This window comes from Streptococcus sp. 27098_8_82 (genome assembly GCF_041431615.1).
Classification (GTDB): Bacteria; Bacillota; Bacilli; order Lactobacillales; family Streptococcaceae; genus Streptococcus; species Streptococcus sanguinis_K.
This window is the reverse complement of the sequence record NZ_JAPVYB010000001.1, coordinates 191,791-206,934: the sequence shown is the minus strand read 5'-3', so window position 1 is coordinate 206,934 and position 15,144 is coordinate 191,791. Positions and strand designations below refer to the sequence as shown.

The window sequence follows — 15,144 nt, the reverse complement described above, 5'->3', positions numbered from 1 at the left end:
ATAACGGAACAATATTTGCGGATTAACGGAAGGATAATAAACGGAAATAATATGTAGGCCATACACATTAGTCTTATAAAACTCACTATTCCCAATTATGTCCCCATTACTTACAAATATCTAATTAGTCTTTCTTTTTTCCTTTTCACTATCTAAACTTAAACATAGAATCTTTCTAAAAGTTAATACTAAACTACATAGCGATAAAATGAAATACAATAAACTTCCGATAAAGATGCTCATACCCACATGTACAATATTTGCTGAGTTATTTTGTTCAAGAGATATAAAAATAGAAGGAAAAATTAATAATAGTACTGATAAAATCGACAGATCAAAAAGTTGTTTCATTATTAGCAAGTCTAAATTCAGAGTTTTTAGTTTTTTGATAAATGGATTGTCCGGTAAAAATGAAGTAATACTAAATGAAGCTATAAGTACACCTGATGTAAAAATAAGGACATTTTGAATAGATGATAGAAAATCTGCATAATTCTGAAAAACGGACAATTTGATTGGACATATCAAAAAATACAAAGCTACTAACAAAGAAAGGAAAAAAAATATTTTTTTCTCATGTTTTCTAATTTTAGTAATCATTCAAATACTCTTCCCTTACTTTATAAGCTCTTTCAAGTTTATCATAAAAGACATTGTTATCAACTTCATCCAGATAATATTTTTCATAATAGTTTAACTTATGAGTTACTAAATCAATTATCTCTGAGTCACCATAAACAGACATAGTTCGGATCTTCATATTCTGGTTATCTTTATACGAACACAATTCGTCTATAGCGCGTTTAATTCTATTTTTATTTAAACTAGCTCCCTTTATTCTCATTTCCATACTTTCGGCTGACATTTCCTTAGCAAATTCAACACCACTATTAATATCTTTTACTTGATCTGAGAATAATGATAAATTTTCTGGAATAGCGATTGAAAAAACAACATCATGAATATGCCGCATCTTATCTAGATTTTCAATAGCATCCTTATCCTTTATAATAACAAATTCAAGTTCTTTATAATCAATTCCGACCTTTAAAGCAATAAATTTTCTTAATTCTTCTATTGTAGTTTGCGATTTCCCTCTTTTCTGAAGCAAAATGCTATTTTTAAAATCATACAAAAATTGAGCATCATTAGCTATTCCTTCGGTATCTAATTTTTCCACAATATCTCTATTTTGAGTCTGAATATCATCAATTTGAATATCTTGCTCCAAATTAACCTTTGCAATAGTAAATACTATATACGTATCTGTTTTACGAATATCATTTCGTAAATAATACGATAAATTACCAATAGATTCTGTAGCAAGTGGCACATTAGGAACAATTCCAGCAAAAAATGCATTAATCTTTGAAACAGCATTTGTTTTAGAAATAGCTTTATAAAAAAGACACTTGAATTCACGTTCTACAACCATTTACACTCTCCTCTTCCCTGTCACATAATCATAAATAAGAGTTTGTCGTTGTTTATTAATATTTTCAATTTGTTCTTGTTTAATATCAATCAACTGATTTATTATTTTGAGTTTATTATCTAAAAACTTAACTATATTCACTTGGCTGTTATAATCAGGAATTAGTATCTCAATAGTCTTAAAGTCATCTGAATAGGTTCGCCATCTCATTTTCATAATACCTTTTCCGTATTTATAACACTGACCAGCAAATGCTTCTGTTCTAAAAAGATAATGGAAAAATTTAGAACAAACACCTTCTAGAGGTTCATAAATATCATATGCAGGACTAGTCACTCCATCGTACTCTGATATTCCAATAGAGCCCATCCAAGCCAAAATAATATTCACTACAATATCTTTTTTATATACAATCTTATACCCTTCTGTTGAAACAGCTTTGTTACCTTTTTCCTCTCTATCACCATGAGGGAATACTCCAAATTCCGTATATAGAGAAAGTAGTTGAACTTCTTCAATAGGACGAAAATTTTTTTCACTTCTCAATTTAAAAGCATCTTTTACTCGTCCTATCTTCCACCCCTCAGGAACCTGTCCAATCCAGTCGATTCCTGAATCCTTCATAGGAACTGTTTTATCCAATCCTTTTGTGACAGTCTCATAAATCAAGCTAGCGCGGTAGTCTTTGAGTTTTTGAATTTGCTTTTCAAGTAATCTTTTTGCCCTATCTAACTGAGCTATTTTCTTGTCTAGATAATCAGCAATTTTTTGTTGTTCATTACAAGGAGGAATTAATAACTCCATTTTATAAATATCTGACCAAGTCCCACCTTGTCTAACTCCACCACCAAAGTTATAAAAAACTTTACAAATATCATATGTATGCAAAAGATAGTACATATAACTGTCGTTACTCTCTAAATTTTTTAAACGCAATGTTAAGTATGCCGAAGTAATAATACCATTTTCTCTTGCAAGTCCAACACGAAGACTTCTTTTATCATTTTGTAAATCAGTCAGACGTAAAACAATATCTCCTCTTTGAATAATATTATACGTATCAAATGATTCTGGTAAAAGTCCAAAAGAACTATCTATGGATTTCCGGATAATACGACCGTAACTTAGAGATAATAGATTTTTTTCTTTATTACCTCTATTTTTTTGTTTATGTTCCTCAAAAATATGATTGACTTTAGCAACTTCCCACTCTTCTGGTATCTGTCCAATCCAGTCGATGCCACTCTCTTTCATCCTAGTCATGTTTGAGCTCCTCCAAGAGGTTTTGTAGTTCTTCTTCAAGCTCGTAGAACTCTGCCAAGAGCTTATCTGCACTTTCTGGGGCTTGGTACTGGTAGAAATACCTAGTAAAAGGAATTTCAGCTCCATAGCCCTTTTCCTCATCAAACCAATAGTGGGCGTCTGGTACATGTGGATAGACTTCACGCGCAAAGTAGTCTTCAACATCCTCTGTCAGTTTGACGATTTCACTATCCTTGGTGGTCTTATCATAGACAATACCATCTGCTATCTCGCCAAACTTGTCCTTCTTGGTCGTTGTGACAATTTCTGCTGTCTTATCCATCTCGCTCATAGTAAGCGCAATAGCATTGACATTAGCTGGTGTCACCTTCACCTCAGATAATAGCTCTCTGATTGCCTGACTAAATTCCTCAAAATTAGGGTAGCTGTCATCAGTGATTCCAAGCCGGAGAGCATTTAATAACTGCTCCTGCTTGGCTTTTCCAGCTGCTAAGTCTTGTAATTTCTTCTCATCATTGGCTGTGCGAGGCTCCATTTCAAGCAGTTCCTGATATTGGTATTCATCATAAAGCTTTGCTACAAATGGGACACTTTTAACCTTTTCGATGGTATCTTCAGTAATTCTGCCTCGACGTTGCAGAGGCTGCATAACGATATACTCTTTATAAAGAAATTCTTTGTTATCAAATATTTTCACATGGTCGTTTTCTTCAAAGTTATGGTACCACTGGATAATCTGCCGGATATTGTCCTCAGAAAGTTCACGACGCTTTTGTCCCAGAGACTTTCTCAATGGTACAAACTCTTCGGTCGCATCGATAAACTGTACCTTATTCTGACGCTTAGGAGCTTTATTTTTATTGTAGATCCAAATATAGATGCCAATTCCTGTATTGTAGAAAAACTGACCAGGGAGTGCGATGATAGCTTCTAGCAAGTCATTCTCTAAGATATAACGCCTAATCTGACTTTCTCCAGATGTTGTTCCACCTGAAAAAAGCGGAGACCCGTTAGAAATAATAGCTGCACGTCCATTCTTTTCTAGTTTAGCCAAGCCATGCAAGTGGAAAAGTAGCTGAGCATCACCTGTTGCCGGAGTATTGACAAACCGACCTTGTCTGCCATCGGTTGCCTCAAAGAGTTCTTGATCTTTTTTGACAGCCTGTTCTACACCATCATCCGCGTCCTTTCCTCCCCAAGACTGGCCAAAGGGAGGATTGGCAATGACAAAATTCATCTTTTTGTCCGCAAAGGGATCACCATCTTTAAGAGTATCTGTCTTCACAAAGTAGTCAGAATTTTCCTGCCGAATCAGCATATCTGCCCTTCCGATACCATAAGTTTCTGAGAGATATTCCTGACCAAAGAGAAGAACATTCACTTCAGAATTCAAACGACGAATATAACTTTTGGCTGTAGCCAGCATGCCTCCCGTACCAGCAGCCATGTCTAGAATTTTTACTATTCTCTTATCTACAAACAGTTCCTCATCTGCTTCAACGAGCAGTAAGTTGACCATCAAAGCAATGACCTCCCGAGGTGTATAGTGAGATCCTGCTTCCTCATTTTCGGAGAAACGGCGAATGATATCTTCAAACATATAGCCCATTCGCATAGAATCCACTGTACTCGGGGATAGATCAATTTTGGAGAATTTCTTAATGACAGTGAATAGGCGTCCTGTCTGTGCCAAGGTATGGACCTGCTCCTTAAACTTAAGGTTTTCAATAATGTCCTTTACTCGTTTGGAATAACCATCTAAATAAGCGAGAAAGTTTTCTTCGATTGCATCAGGATCATTTTGCAAATTTTTAAGAGTAAAAGGGCTTGTATTATAGTATTTATATCCTGATATATCTTCAAGAATCTGTTCCGGTGTTTTTTTGTCTTTCTTGTAGGCTGCAATCACTTGATCCTTGGTTGGCAGTAGAGCTGCTTCCAATCTAGCTAATACAAACATGGGAATAATCACATCACGATATTTATCTGCGCGATAAGCTCCTCGAAGTGTATTCGCAATAGACCAAACTGTGTTGACATCGCTAGAAATATTAACATCATTTTTCTGAAAAAGAGGAAGTTGTGATTTTAATTTTGACATATATATACTCTATTTCCAATTCTTATTTTAGTATCTTTCTGGTGAAAAAAATGTAGACCATCTCTCGTTTGTAGTAAAAAGAGATAACAAATTGTTATGCTCTCTTTCACTGCTATTTTAAAAATAATTTTTCCTAGCTTCCTTAGGGATTCAATACTCCTTCTTATTATAGCCAAAGTCCGCCAAGTCCAGCTTCTTGTCCCGCCAGTTTTTCTTGACCTTGACCCAAGTTTCTAGGAAGACCTTGTCCCCCAGCATGAGCTCAATGTCGCGCCGAGCCATGGATCCGATTTTCTTCAGCATGGATCCACCTTTGCCAATGATAATACCTTTTTGGCTATCGCGCTCCACCATGATGGTCGCTCGGATATGGACCTTGTCCGTCTCCTTATCTCGCTTCATACTGTCAACAACCACCGCGACTGAGTGGGGAATTTCCTCCCGCGTCAGCATCAACACCTTCTCCCGAATCATTTCAGACACCAGAAAGCGCTCTGGATGGTCGGTAATCTGGTCTTCTGGGAAATACTGGAAGCCTTCCTCCAGATTCTCACTGAGGATGTCAATCAGATGGGACACATTATTACCCTGCAGGGCTGAAATCGGCACGATTTCTTTGAAATCCATCTGCTGACGGAAATCATCAATTTGCGCTAAGAGCTGATCCGGATGTACTTTATCGATCTTATTAACCACCAAAATAACTGGCACCTTAGCCGCTTTCAGGCGCTCGATAATCATATCATCACCCTTGCCACGCGGCTCATCAGCTGGCACCATGAAGAGGACGGTATCCACCTCACGCAGGGTGCTGTAAGCTGCTTCCACCATAAAATCGCCTAGAGCCGTCTTAGGCTTATGGATTCCCGGCGTGTCGATAAAGACAATCTGCTCCTTATCCGTCGTGTAAATTCCCATAATTTTATTGCGAGTGGTCTGAGCCTTATCGCTCATGATGGCAATCTTTTGCCCCATAACATGATTCAAAAAGGTTGATTTCCCAACATTAGGACGTCCTAAAATAGCTACAAAACCTGATTTAAAAGTCATTCTTTCACCTCTATTATTTCCATTAAAACAGCAGAAAATCGGCAGTCTCCCCCGATTTTCAAATCTTTAAAAAATCCAATCCCAAATCTTGGGAACAAAAATAATCAGTCCTGTCACAACAGCAAAGCCAGACACGACCAGAACAGCTCCCGCTGCCATATCCTTGGCATTCTTTGCCCGCATAGAAAAGTGGTAATCACTGGCCAGATCCACGACATTTTCAATGGCAGAATTGACAATCTCAAAGGCAATGACCAGAAAAATGCTCAAAAAGAGAAAGAGCCATTCTATCGCGGACAAGTCAAAAATCAGTCCCGCAACTATCACCGCCAGAGCCGAAAGTACATGCTTGCGCAGATTGCGCTCCTCTTTAAAGGCTGTAAAAATACCAGTTAAAGCAAATTCCAAACTCGAGACCACATCTCGATTTTTCCATTTGCGTTTGTTATTTCCTTGTGAGTCCATAAGCAGTTAAAATTTCTTCCTGTAAACCAAACATTTCTGCTTCTTCTTCCGGCGTATAGTGATCATAGCCGTTGATATGCAGAAAACCATGCACTGCCAAAAAGCCCATCTCCCGCTCAAAGCTGTGGCCGTATTCCTCTGCCTGCTCACGCGCCTTGTCCACTGAAATGAACAGCTCGCCGATATAGGCGTCAAAATCGTCCAGCATCTCAGCTAACTCAGGATGGTCCAGCAAATCCTCCTCGTCAACAGCGATGTCCAACTCAGGCTTATACTCCAAGCTGATCACATCCGTCGGCCGATCCGTATCTCTATATTCCAAGTTGAGTTCATGACTGCGCTCATTGCTGACAAAAGTCACAGCCATTTCCTTCTTTTCCTTGCCCGTTTTCTGGGCAGCAAACTCCAAAATTTCCTGAGTCTGTTTAAGAATCTCTTCCGAAACCTGACCCGTTTCATCTACCATTTCGATATACATACCTTACCCGCTTTGCTAGTATTACCTTATTATATCATATTTTGACTCACTTTAGGGAGCCAAGGGCAGGGTTTTGGAAAATAGCAGAGCAGATTCGTAAATCTCTCACCGCAAAGACAAAAGCTGTTCTTTTTTATTTTGTCCCTTCTCAAAACTTTGCATTCCACGACCAGCTATCGTTGACAAAAAGAAAAGGCTGGGAAAACCCAACCTTGTATTACAAGATGCTAATTGCCGGGATCGAACCGGCGACCTCATCCTTACCATGGATGCGCTCTGCCAACTGAGCTAAATCAGCGTACCTATCTAATATATCATGTAGATAGGTGCTTGTCAATATCCTTTCTCATTTTTTTGCAAAATAATCTTCCCTAGTCAGATAGTAATGCATTCGCGTCACAATGCGGCCTTTCTCATGCTTATCTAGTGATGCGTAAGGCTCTTCATGGGAATATTTCATACCAGACTTGACCATAACTCGGCCAGAAGCTGGATTGTCAACATCGTGCAGCGCCACAAGTTTGTTCATTTCAATTTCCTCAAAAGCCAGCTTGATGACTGCGCGATTGGCCTCTGTCGTATAACCCTGATTCCAGTATTTTTTATTGATTACATAGCCGATAGCCGCTGTTTTCAAGTCCAGCCTAATCTTATGCAGGTCAATAGTCCCGATGAATTTGCCGCTATCTTTCACTTCTATTCCCCAGCGCCCCAAAGGATTGGCCAGATAAAAGAGAGCGATATTATTGCGTGTTTCTTCCAGGCTTTTGTTTGTCTCAAACGTATAGCGAGTATTTTCCTCATCTGAAGCGTACTCAAACATTGCCGGGGCATCTTCCAAGGTCACCGGACGCAGAATCAACCGCTCAGTTTCCAGTCTGGTATGATGAGCCAGTTTGACATAAATATTTTCCATCATAGCCTCCTATTTTTTCTTAACAGAATAGCACAATTCACTGATGAAAGCAAACCGCTCTGATTTCCCCTTGATTTTTGAAGCGTTTTCATATACAATAAAAACATCTTAAAAAAGGAGCATATTTTTTATGTTAATCGGTATTCCAAAAGAAATCAAAAACAATGAAAATCGTGTCGCTCTGACACCAGCTGGTGTTCACAGCCTCGTTGGTAAAGGACATGAAGTGCTGATTGAGACAAATGCAGGGCTGGGATCTGGTTTTACAGATGCAGACTATGAAAAGCAAGGTGCAAAAATCGTCCCTACTGCTGCAGAAGCGTGGGCAGCTGAGCTAGTGGTCAAGGTCAAAGAACCTCTAGCAGCCGAATATAGCTTCCTCCGCGATGACCTCTTACTCTTTACCTACCTGCACATGGCTGCCGCTCCTGAGCTAGCAGATGCTATGACAAGTGCCAAGACGACTGGTCTGGCCTACGAAACTGTCCGCGATCAAGATGGACAACTGCCACTCTTGGTACCTATGAGTGAGGTGGCTGGTCGGATGGCGGTCCAAATCGGAGCCCACTTCCTGACTAAGCGCGAAGGTGGATCCGGCGTACTTCTCGGTGGCGTACCGGGTGTTCCGAAAGGGAAAGTCACCATTATCGGTGGCGGTGTCGTAGGTACTCATGCCGCTCGTATCGCTCTAGGACTGGGTGCTCAAGTGACTATTCTGGATATCAGCGCTAAGCGTCTGTCTGTCCTAGAAGATGTCTTCGGTCATCAAATCCAGACCCTCATGTCGAATCCTTTCAATATCGAAGCTAGCGTTCGAGAAGCAGATGTCGTGATTGGCGCTGTCCTCATTCCAGGTGCAAAGGCTCCGAAACTGGTAACAGACGATATGGTTAAGCAAATGCGTCCAGGCTCTGTCATTGTAGACGTAGCTGTTGACCAAGGAGGTGTCATTGAAACAGCTGACCGCGTAACGACTCACACTGAGCCTGTTTACGAAAAACATGGTGTTCTCCACTATGCAGTTGCAAATATCCCTGGCGCTGTAGCCCGCACTTCTACCATTGCCCTGACCAATGTTACCCTTCCTTATGTAGAGGCTTTGGCAGAAAAAGGCTTCAAACAAGCTATTGCAGATGACCAAGGACTGCGCCAAGGTGTCACAACTTACCAAGGTCACATCACTAGCCAGCCAGTTGCAGAAGGCCTCAACAAGAACTACACATCTATTGACGAACTCGTTTAGTTGAAAATTTCGACTTTAAAATCAATCTCACAAAAAAGAGCAGAAATAAATCTGCTCTTTTCGTATGTTATTCCATTTCTTCTGGCTCAGTTGCAGCCTCTCTAACAGGAGTTGGTTCATAAGCTCGGATAATCTCCGCCACCACTGGATGACGAACGACATCCTTAGCTGAGAAATGAACAAAATCAATCTGGGAGATATTCTTCAATTTCTCTTGAGCGTCAATGAGGCCGGACTTAACATTGCGAGGTAGGTCAATCTGGCTGATGTCTCCATTAACAATCATCTTGGACTGAAAGCCTAGACGCGTCAGAAACATCTTCATCTGCATGATGGTGGTATTTTGTGCCTCGTCCAGAATCACAAAGGCATCATCCAGCGTCCGCCCCCGCATATAGGCTAGGGGTGCAATCTCAATGATTTCTCGCTCCATGAGGCGCGTTGTCTGATCCTTGCCCAAAATCTGATACAAGGCATCATAGACCGGTCGCAGATATGGATCCACCTTTTCCTTAAGATCACCAGGCAGAAAGCCCAGACTCTCACCAGCTTCTACCGCTGGCCTTGTCAGGATAATTCGCTTGACCTGCCCACGCTTGAGAGCTGTCACGGCCAAGGTCACCGCTAGAAAGGTCTTCCCTGTTCCGGCTGGCCCGATACCAAAGACAATATCATGATTTTTAACACTGTCCTCATAGATTTTCTGACCAAGTGTCTTGACCCGAATTGGCTTGCCATAGCTGTCCTTGATAATCTCTTCTTCGTAAAGAGCTACAAACTTATCAATTTCATCATTTTTGACCATGGTAATGGCTGTCACAACATCGGGAGTACCAATGGTCATGCCACGATTGACCAAGACCAACAGAGCCTGAATGACCTGTCTGGTCTCTTCACAGGCAGCCTTCGTACCTAAAATCTGCACAATCTCGGTTCGGGCATGAATAGTCACCTTCAATTCCTGCTCCATCAGGCGCAGATGGCGTTCATTAGAACCAAAAAGATGAAAGGCATCATCTGGATGGCCCAGTTTCAATTCTACTGAATGTTCCTGCAAACAAAGAACCTCTCTATTTTATTTTTTTGAATGAATTATCTTTATTATATCAAAGCAAGCAGAAAATGACTATCCCTAGCCACTATCCACTTAATGCGCTTGATATTCCTCCCAAATAGCATCGAACTCGCCAAGGTTAAAGGAAAAATTTGCATGCTCCTCCAGAAAACGACTGACCTCATCAAAATCATCCGTATGCTTGGGAAAGGCTGTATCCTGAAAAGCCAAATCCGCCAAAATAGCCTTGGGCTCCTTGCTCTTAGGATTTCGCTCTGTCATCAGCCAGCTGTAAAAAGATTTTCTCATAGGTTCCTTTCATTTCTTTAAGACAGTATCCTTCCAAGCATCAGCTCTAGATACGTGATTCTTTATCCTCACACCAACTCCGTTCCGGTCGGATCTTGCTTGATTTTACCAGCTTTCATCAGCCCACCTAGAGCTTTTTTAAACTGGCCTTTGGAAATGCCAAAAGTAGCCTTGATGTCGTCTGGTGAAGATTTGTCGTTCAAGGTCATAAAGCCGCCATTGCTCTCCAGATAGGTCAGAATCATCTGGGCATCGTTTTCCAGCATTTCAAAGGAGCGAGGCTTAAGAGAGAGGTTAAGGGTGCGGTCTACTTCACGGAAGCCAATCACCCGTGCATCTAAGACCTGCCCCAAACGTGGCTCTGCATAGCGCTCACTCGGATGAATGAAGCCCAGCATTTTATTCTCCGGCAGGTAAACAAAGGTACCAGAAAGCTTGAGCCGATAAACGATGGCTGGCCAGTTTTGGTTCTGCATGTTATTGTAGGCAGGACGAGCCAGACGCTGGAAATCCTCTTGATAAGCCAGTTGGCCCCAGATGCGGTCTTTCTTGTCCACATCTAGACGGATATAAAGGCGGTCGCCTTTCTTAGGCCAGAGTTCCTTGATTTCTGGCAAGATGTCTAGTGACACGACAATTTGCTTATCCGGCAGACCCGTATCGACAAAGACACCTAGATCCTTGCGGACCTCCGTTACTGTTCCCCAGCCAAACTGCTCTTGAGTAGCTGTAACTTCAAGAGTTGTCAGGCGAAGCTTCTGCTTCATATCGCTATAGGCAAAGCCTTTGACAGACTGCCCCAGCTCATGCGCTCCCTCTTCCTTAGAAAGAGCGTAAACCTGACCGCCCTTTTGAACAAAGTAAAAGCGATCATTTTCATCCGTGATGATACCCACGATGAAGCTGGCAAGATTTGTATTCATATAGACCTATTTTCTACCTTGCTTCTTCAAACCAGGCAAGGATTTTTGATGTTAAAACAACTCAGTCAGCCAAAGCCAACTGAGTTTTGATTCTGATAAAAATGTTAAACTTCTAAAAGTTCTTTTTCTTTGTTTGCTGTCATTTCATCGATATGTTTGACAGCATCGTCCGTTACTTTTTGAATATCCTTTTCCAGGGTCTTCAATTCGTCTTCAGTGATTTCTTTGGCTTTTTCCTGCTTCTTAGCTTCATCCATAGCATCGCGACGGATGTTGCGGATAGCAACTTTAGCATTTTCACCGACCTTTTTCACTTCTTTAGCCAAGTCCCGGCGAGTTTCCTCTGTCAGAGCTGGAATGACCAGACGAATCACAGAGCCATCACTGGCTGGCGTAATTCCAAGGTCAGAAGCATTAAGCGCACGCTCAATGTCCTTGATAGAAGACTTGTCAAAAGGTGTCACCAAAAGAACACGCGCTTCCGGAATCGTAATCGAAGCGATTTGGTTGAGCGGAGTTTCTACTCCATAGTACTCCACATGGATGCGGTCCAAAAGGCTGGCATTGGCGCGGCCTGCACGGATGCTGCCAAATTCACGAGCCAAACTTTGGTGCGAGTGGGTCATTCTTTCTTTTGCTTTTTCTACAATTGCATTTGCCATGAGTTTCTAATCTCCGTTCTTATAAATTATTTGATACTGTTGTTCCGATTTGCTCACCGATAACAACGCGTTTGATATTGCCCGGCTCATTCATGTTAAAGACAACCAAGTCAATGTCATTGTCCATAGACAAGGTCGAAGCCGTTGAGTCCATAATTCGCAGTCCCTTACTGATGACATCCCGGTGGGTCAGTTCATCAAACTTAACGGCGGTCTTGTCTTTCTTAGGATCGGCATTATAGACACCGTCCACGCCATTTTTGGCCATAAGAATCGCATCTGCTTCAATCTCTGCTGAGCGCAAGGCAGCGGTTGTATCAGTTGAAAAATAAGGAGAACCAATACCTGCACCGAAAATGACGATACGGCCTTTTTCCAGATGACGAAGAGCCCGACCTCGGATATAAGGTTCAGCTACCTGCTGCATAGCAATCGCAGTCTGCACGCGCGTATCTACACCTACCTGCTGTAGTGAATCCGCCATTACCAGCGCATTCATGACAGTGCCCAACATACCAGTATAATCGGCCTGCACACGATCCATACCCGCTTCTGCTGCCGGCTCACCCCGCCAAAGGTTTCCACCTCCGATAACCAGAGCAATCTGAACTCCCAAATCGTGAACTTCTTTGATTTCTTCCGCCATCTTCTGAACGGTTTGAATATCAATACCAACGCCTTTTTCACCGGCAAGAGCTTCACCTGACAACTTAATCAAAATACGCTTATACTTAGGTTCTACCATTTTTTTACTCCTTATTTTATCTGTACTATTTTACCACATTTTGTGATTTTTATATAGTTAAATCACTGAAATTTTTCTTTTTTCCTTTTAGTAAAATAGCAGAGCAGGCAAGCTCATTTCACAGAAAAACCAGCCCCATCATCAGATAGGACTGGGAATGCATACTTCAATCATCTTTTACAAGATCCACTCACTGCTTGAGCGACTGTTTCCTTTCCCGCTTAGCTAAGAGCGGCAGGATAACACCCAGACTGATCAAGACGATTGGTGTCAGGATATTTGTCAAGAGAGAGAATTGCCAGCCTGCTGGGTCTTTGGCAAAGTCCACTTTCGGAACCATCCCTAAAATGCAGGCAAAGGCTGTAAAGAGGAAGCACCAAGCTCCGATAGCAAAGCCAACTTTTGGATTTTTGGTAAATTTGTACTCAGCATCCTTGTACTTCTTCCAGGCCTTGTTCAACATCATATAGGCCAGGAATACCCAGAGATACCGCATGGGCATAACGATAGAGTTGAGATTGGTCATCCATTTGACCAGGCCGTCAATTTCTTTGATTCCAAAGATAGGCAGAATAATTAGTAAGCTAACCAAAATCCCTGTCAAGATGTAACCGTTAATGAGGACTCCTTTTGATGTTCTCTTGCGCAACCAGCTTGGAACAAACTCTTCATCTGCATTATTGAGCATGATTTGCAGAGGCGCGTCAATAGAGAAAGCCAGTGCAGCAATCTGTCCAACCATATTGGTCAGGGCATAGATGACTACTAGTACATTGCCCACTCCCCAGTAATTGCCCAGCATTTGAAAAGCTTGGTAAGCGCCGTTTCGCATCAGATCCTCAGGAATATTGCTGCCGTCAAAAAGCATGCCCATAGCCAGAGAGCCTAGGATAGCAGATGCACCAACCATAACAGCCATGACAATCATTCCCTTTGGAAATTCCTTGGCTGGATTGCGTGTTTGATTAACGTAAGGCGAGATTTTCTCAGCTCCGCCAACCGCAAAGACTAAGAGGGAGATGGTCGTGAAATAAGAGAAGTCAAAGTTGGGAATGTAAGTGCTGAGCTTATCCATATTGGCCGTCGCAAACTGCATATCAGGTTTGATAAAAGGAGCACCGACCGCTAAGAGGACGAAGAGGAAAGACATAATCAGCATGGCACTTCCTGCCAAGCCCCCAATCACCTTGAGCGTGGATAGCCCCTTGGTAGACAAGTAGAGAAAGGCACCGAAAATCAGCAAGCTAAGAATAACAATCCAGTGAATGTCAAGACTGCTCAAAAAGTCTCCATTTCCCTGAAGAACCCAGCCCAGCGGAATCAAAACTCCCTGCGGCTTCTGAGCCAGATAGGGAATATGCACCACCCAGTAAGTCCAGGCCGCAAAATAAGCCAGCCGCTTGGTAGAGGTTTTCTCCACCCAGTCGCTGACACCGCCTCCGCTCTCCTTAAAAGTCGAGCCTAGTTGCCCCACGATGAGGGCATAAGGAATGAAGTAAATAGCTAGGATAAGAATCCAAGAAACAATTACCGAAATACCCTGCTGGGAATAGTTATTAACCACATTTCCCAGACCCCAGACCATATTAAAAGCAATCAGAGATACCATCAGCCAGGTTAGCTGGTTCTGATCTTTTTTCATGACACCGTCTCCTTTTGTTATAAAATAAATTGATTCGATATTATTATAACATGTTTCTATGAGTTTGTAATCGCTATCATCAATTTTATTTCAAAAAAAGAACTACCCGAAGGCAGTTCAATTAATTCTTAAAGTGAGTTTACGTCAACCTTGATACCAACACCTTGTGTAGTAGTGATAGTCAGGTTGGTTACGTAAGTACCTTTAGCAGTAGCTGGTTTCGCTTTTTGGATTGTGTCGTTGAAAGCTTTGAAATTTTCAACCAACTTGTCAGCTTCAAATGAAACTTTACCAATGATAGCTTGTACGTTACCTGCACGGTCTGCACGGTAAGTAATCTTACCACCTTTAGACTCTTCAACTGCTTTTGCAACGTCCATTGTTACAGTACCAGTCTTAGGGTTTGGCATTAAGTTACGAGGTCCAAGGACACGTCCAAGGCGACCTACAAGTGCCATCATGTCAGGTGTAGCGATTACTACATCAAAGTCCAACCAACCGTCGTTGATTTTTGCAACGAGATCATCTTCACCAACGAAGTCTGCACCAGCAGCTTTCGCTTCTTCTGCTTTAGCACCACGTGCGAAAACAAGAACGCGTGAAGTTTTACCAGTTCCGTTTGGCAATACCATTGCGCCACGGATTTGTTGATCAGCTTTTTTAACGTCGATGTTCAAGTTGTAAGCAACTTCTACAGTTGCATCGAATTTTGCAAAGTTAGTTTCTTTTGCAAGTGCTACAGCTTCTTCTACGCTGTATGCTTTTGTGCTGTCGATCTTTTCAAGAGCAGCACGAAGTTGTTTGCTTTTTTTAGCCATTTTATCTTTCTCCTTGTAAGTGGTTCAATCGATTTTCATC

At 41.7% G+C, this 15,144-nt stretch carries 16 protein-coding genes and 1 tRNA gene; 1 reads left to right on the top strand and 16 read right to left on the bottom strand.

The genetic code is table 11. The features are described from left to right. Positions 1 to 120: 120 nt before the first annotated feature. The 9 genes from O3627_RS01045 to O3627_RS01005 all read right to left on the bottom strand — a co-directional run bounded on the left by O3627_RS01045 (position 121) and on the right by O3627_RS01005 (position 7,708). A complete protein-coding gene (locus O3627_RS01045) occupies positions 121 to 600 on the bottom strand; it encodes a hypothetical protein (protein ID WP_002894872.1) in 480 nt (159 codons plus the stop codon). Beyond that, entirely contained in the window at positions 590 to 1,435 is an 846-nt protein-coding gene (locus O3627_RS01040) for a hypothetical protein (protein ID WP_009659336.1), read from the bottom strand. The genes O3627_RS01045 and O3627_RS01040 overlap by 11 nt, the downstream gene beginning before the upstream one ends. Then, the gene (locus tag O3627_RS01035; protein WP_009659265.1) at positions 1,436 to 2,698 is read right to left on the bottom strand and encodes a restriction endonuclease subunit S; all 1,263 of its coding nucleotides are present in this window, start codon (positions 2,696 to 2,698) and stop codon (positions 1,436 to 1,438) included. After that, the gene (locus O3627_RS01030) at positions 2,691 to 4,799 is read right to left on the bottom strand and encodes a class I SAM-dependent DNA methyltransferase (RefSeq protein ID WP_009659312.1); all 2,109 of its coding nucleotides are present in this window, start codon (positions 4,797 to 4,799) and stop codon (positions 2,691 to 2,693) included. Before O3627_RS01030 ends, O3627_RS01035 begins: the two co-directional genes overlap by 8 nt. Before the next feature lie 150 nt (positions 4,800 to 4,949). Further along, positions 4,950 to 5,849 carry a GTPase Era gene (gene era, locus O3627_RS01025; protein WP_009659325.1) on the bottom strand — a complete coding sequence of 300 codons (900 nt, stop codon included), beginning with the start codon at positions 5,847 to 5,849 and terminating at the stop codon, positions 4,950 to 4,952. A gap of 66 nt (positions 5,850 to 5,915) precedes the next feature. Beyond that, entirely contained in the window at positions 5,916 to 6,314 is a 399-nt protein-coding gene (locus tag O3627_RS01020; RefSeq protein WP_002894866.1) for a diacylglycerol kinase family protein, read from the bottom strand. Next, positions 6,295 to 6,792 (bottom strand): rRNA maturation RNase YbeY, encoded by a 498-nt coding sequence (gene ybeY / locus O3627_RS01015; RefSeq protein ID WP_125382781.1) that lies wholly within the window; start codon positions 6,790 to 6,792, stop codon positions 6,295 to 6,297. The genes O3627_RS01020 and ybeY overlap by 20 nt, the downstream gene beginning before the upstream one ends. 225 nt (positions 6,793 to 7,017) lie before the next feature. Continuing rightward, positions 7,018 to 7,090 (bottom strand) — tRNA-Thr (locus O3627_RS01010). 48 nt (positions 7,091 to 7,138) lie between these two features. Beyond that, complete coding sequence (locus O3627_RS01005) at positions 7,139 to 7,708, bottom strand: GNAT family N-acetyltransferase (RefSeq protein WP_125382782.1); 570 nt, start codon at positions 7,706 to 7,708, stop codon at positions 7,139 to 7,141. Positions 7,709 to 7,838: 130 nt separating this feature from the next. Between O3627_RS01005 and ald the strand changes: the two genes are divergently transcribed. Next, positions 7,839 to 8,951, top strand: a complete 1,113-nt coding sequence (gene ald / locus O3627_RS01000; protein ID WP_125382783.1) for an alanine dehydrogenase — start codon at positions 7,839 to 7,841, stop codon at positions 8,949 to 8,951. A 67-nt stretch (positions 8,952 to 9,018) separates the two neighbouring features. Here the strand turns inward: ald and O3627_RS00995 are convergent, their stop codons facing one another. The 7 genes from O3627_RS00995 to rplA form a co-directional block, all read right to left on the bottom strand. Then, positions 9,019 to 10,008 (bottom strand): PhoH family protein, encoded by a 990-nt coding sequence (locus tag O3627_RS00995; RefSeq protein ID WP_142998780.1) that lies wholly within the window; start codon positions 10,006 to 10,008, stop codon positions 9,019 to 9,021. Between the two features lie 90 nt (positions 10,009 to 10,098). Beyond that, positions 10,099 to 10,314 carry a YozE family protein gene (locus O3627_RS00990; protein ID WP_002894860.1) on the bottom strand — a complete coding sequence of 72 codons (216 nt, stop codon included), beginning with the start codon at positions 10,312 to 10,314 and terminating at the stop codon, positions 10,099 to 10,101. Positions 10,315 to 10,382: 68 nt separating this feature from the next. Beyond that, positions 10,383 to 11,237 (bottom strand): RNA-binding virulence regulatory protein CvfB, encoded by an 855-nt coding sequence (gene cvfB / locus O3627_RS00985; protein WP_011837250.1) that lies wholly within the window; start codon positions 11,235 to 11,237, stop codon positions 10,383 to 10,385. A gap of 104 nt (positions 11,238 to 11,341) precedes the next feature. Then, a complete protein-coding gene (gene frr / locus O3627_RS00980; RefSeq protein ID WP_002894858.1) occupies positions 11,342 to 11,899 on the bottom strand; it encodes a ribosome recycling factor in 558 nt (185 codons plus the stop codon). 19 nt (positions 11,900 to 11,918) lie between these two features. After that, positions 11,919 to 12,644, bottom strand: a complete 726-nt coding sequence (gene pyrH / locus O3627_RS00975) for a UMP kinase (RefSeq protein WP_002894857.1) — start codon at positions 12,642 to 12,644, stop codon at positions 11,919 to 11,921. A gap of 190 nt (positions 12,645 to 12,834) precedes the next feature. After that, positions 12,835 to 14,286 carry an APC family permease gene (locus tag O3627_RS00970; protein ID WP_011837251.1) on the bottom strand — a complete coding sequence of 484 codons (1,452 nt, stop codon included), beginning with the start codon at positions 14,284 to 14,286 and terminating at the stop codon, positions 12,835 to 12,837. Positions 14,287 to 14,414: 128 nt separating this feature from the next. Beyond that, positions 14,415 to 15,104 (bottom strand): 50S ribosomal protein L1, encoded by a 690-nt coding sequence (gene rplA / locus O3627_RS00965; protein ID WP_002894855.1) that lies wholly within the window; start codon positions 15,102 to 15,104, stop codon positions 14,415 to 14,417. Between the last annotated feature and the right edge of the window lie 40 nt (positions 15,105 to 15,144).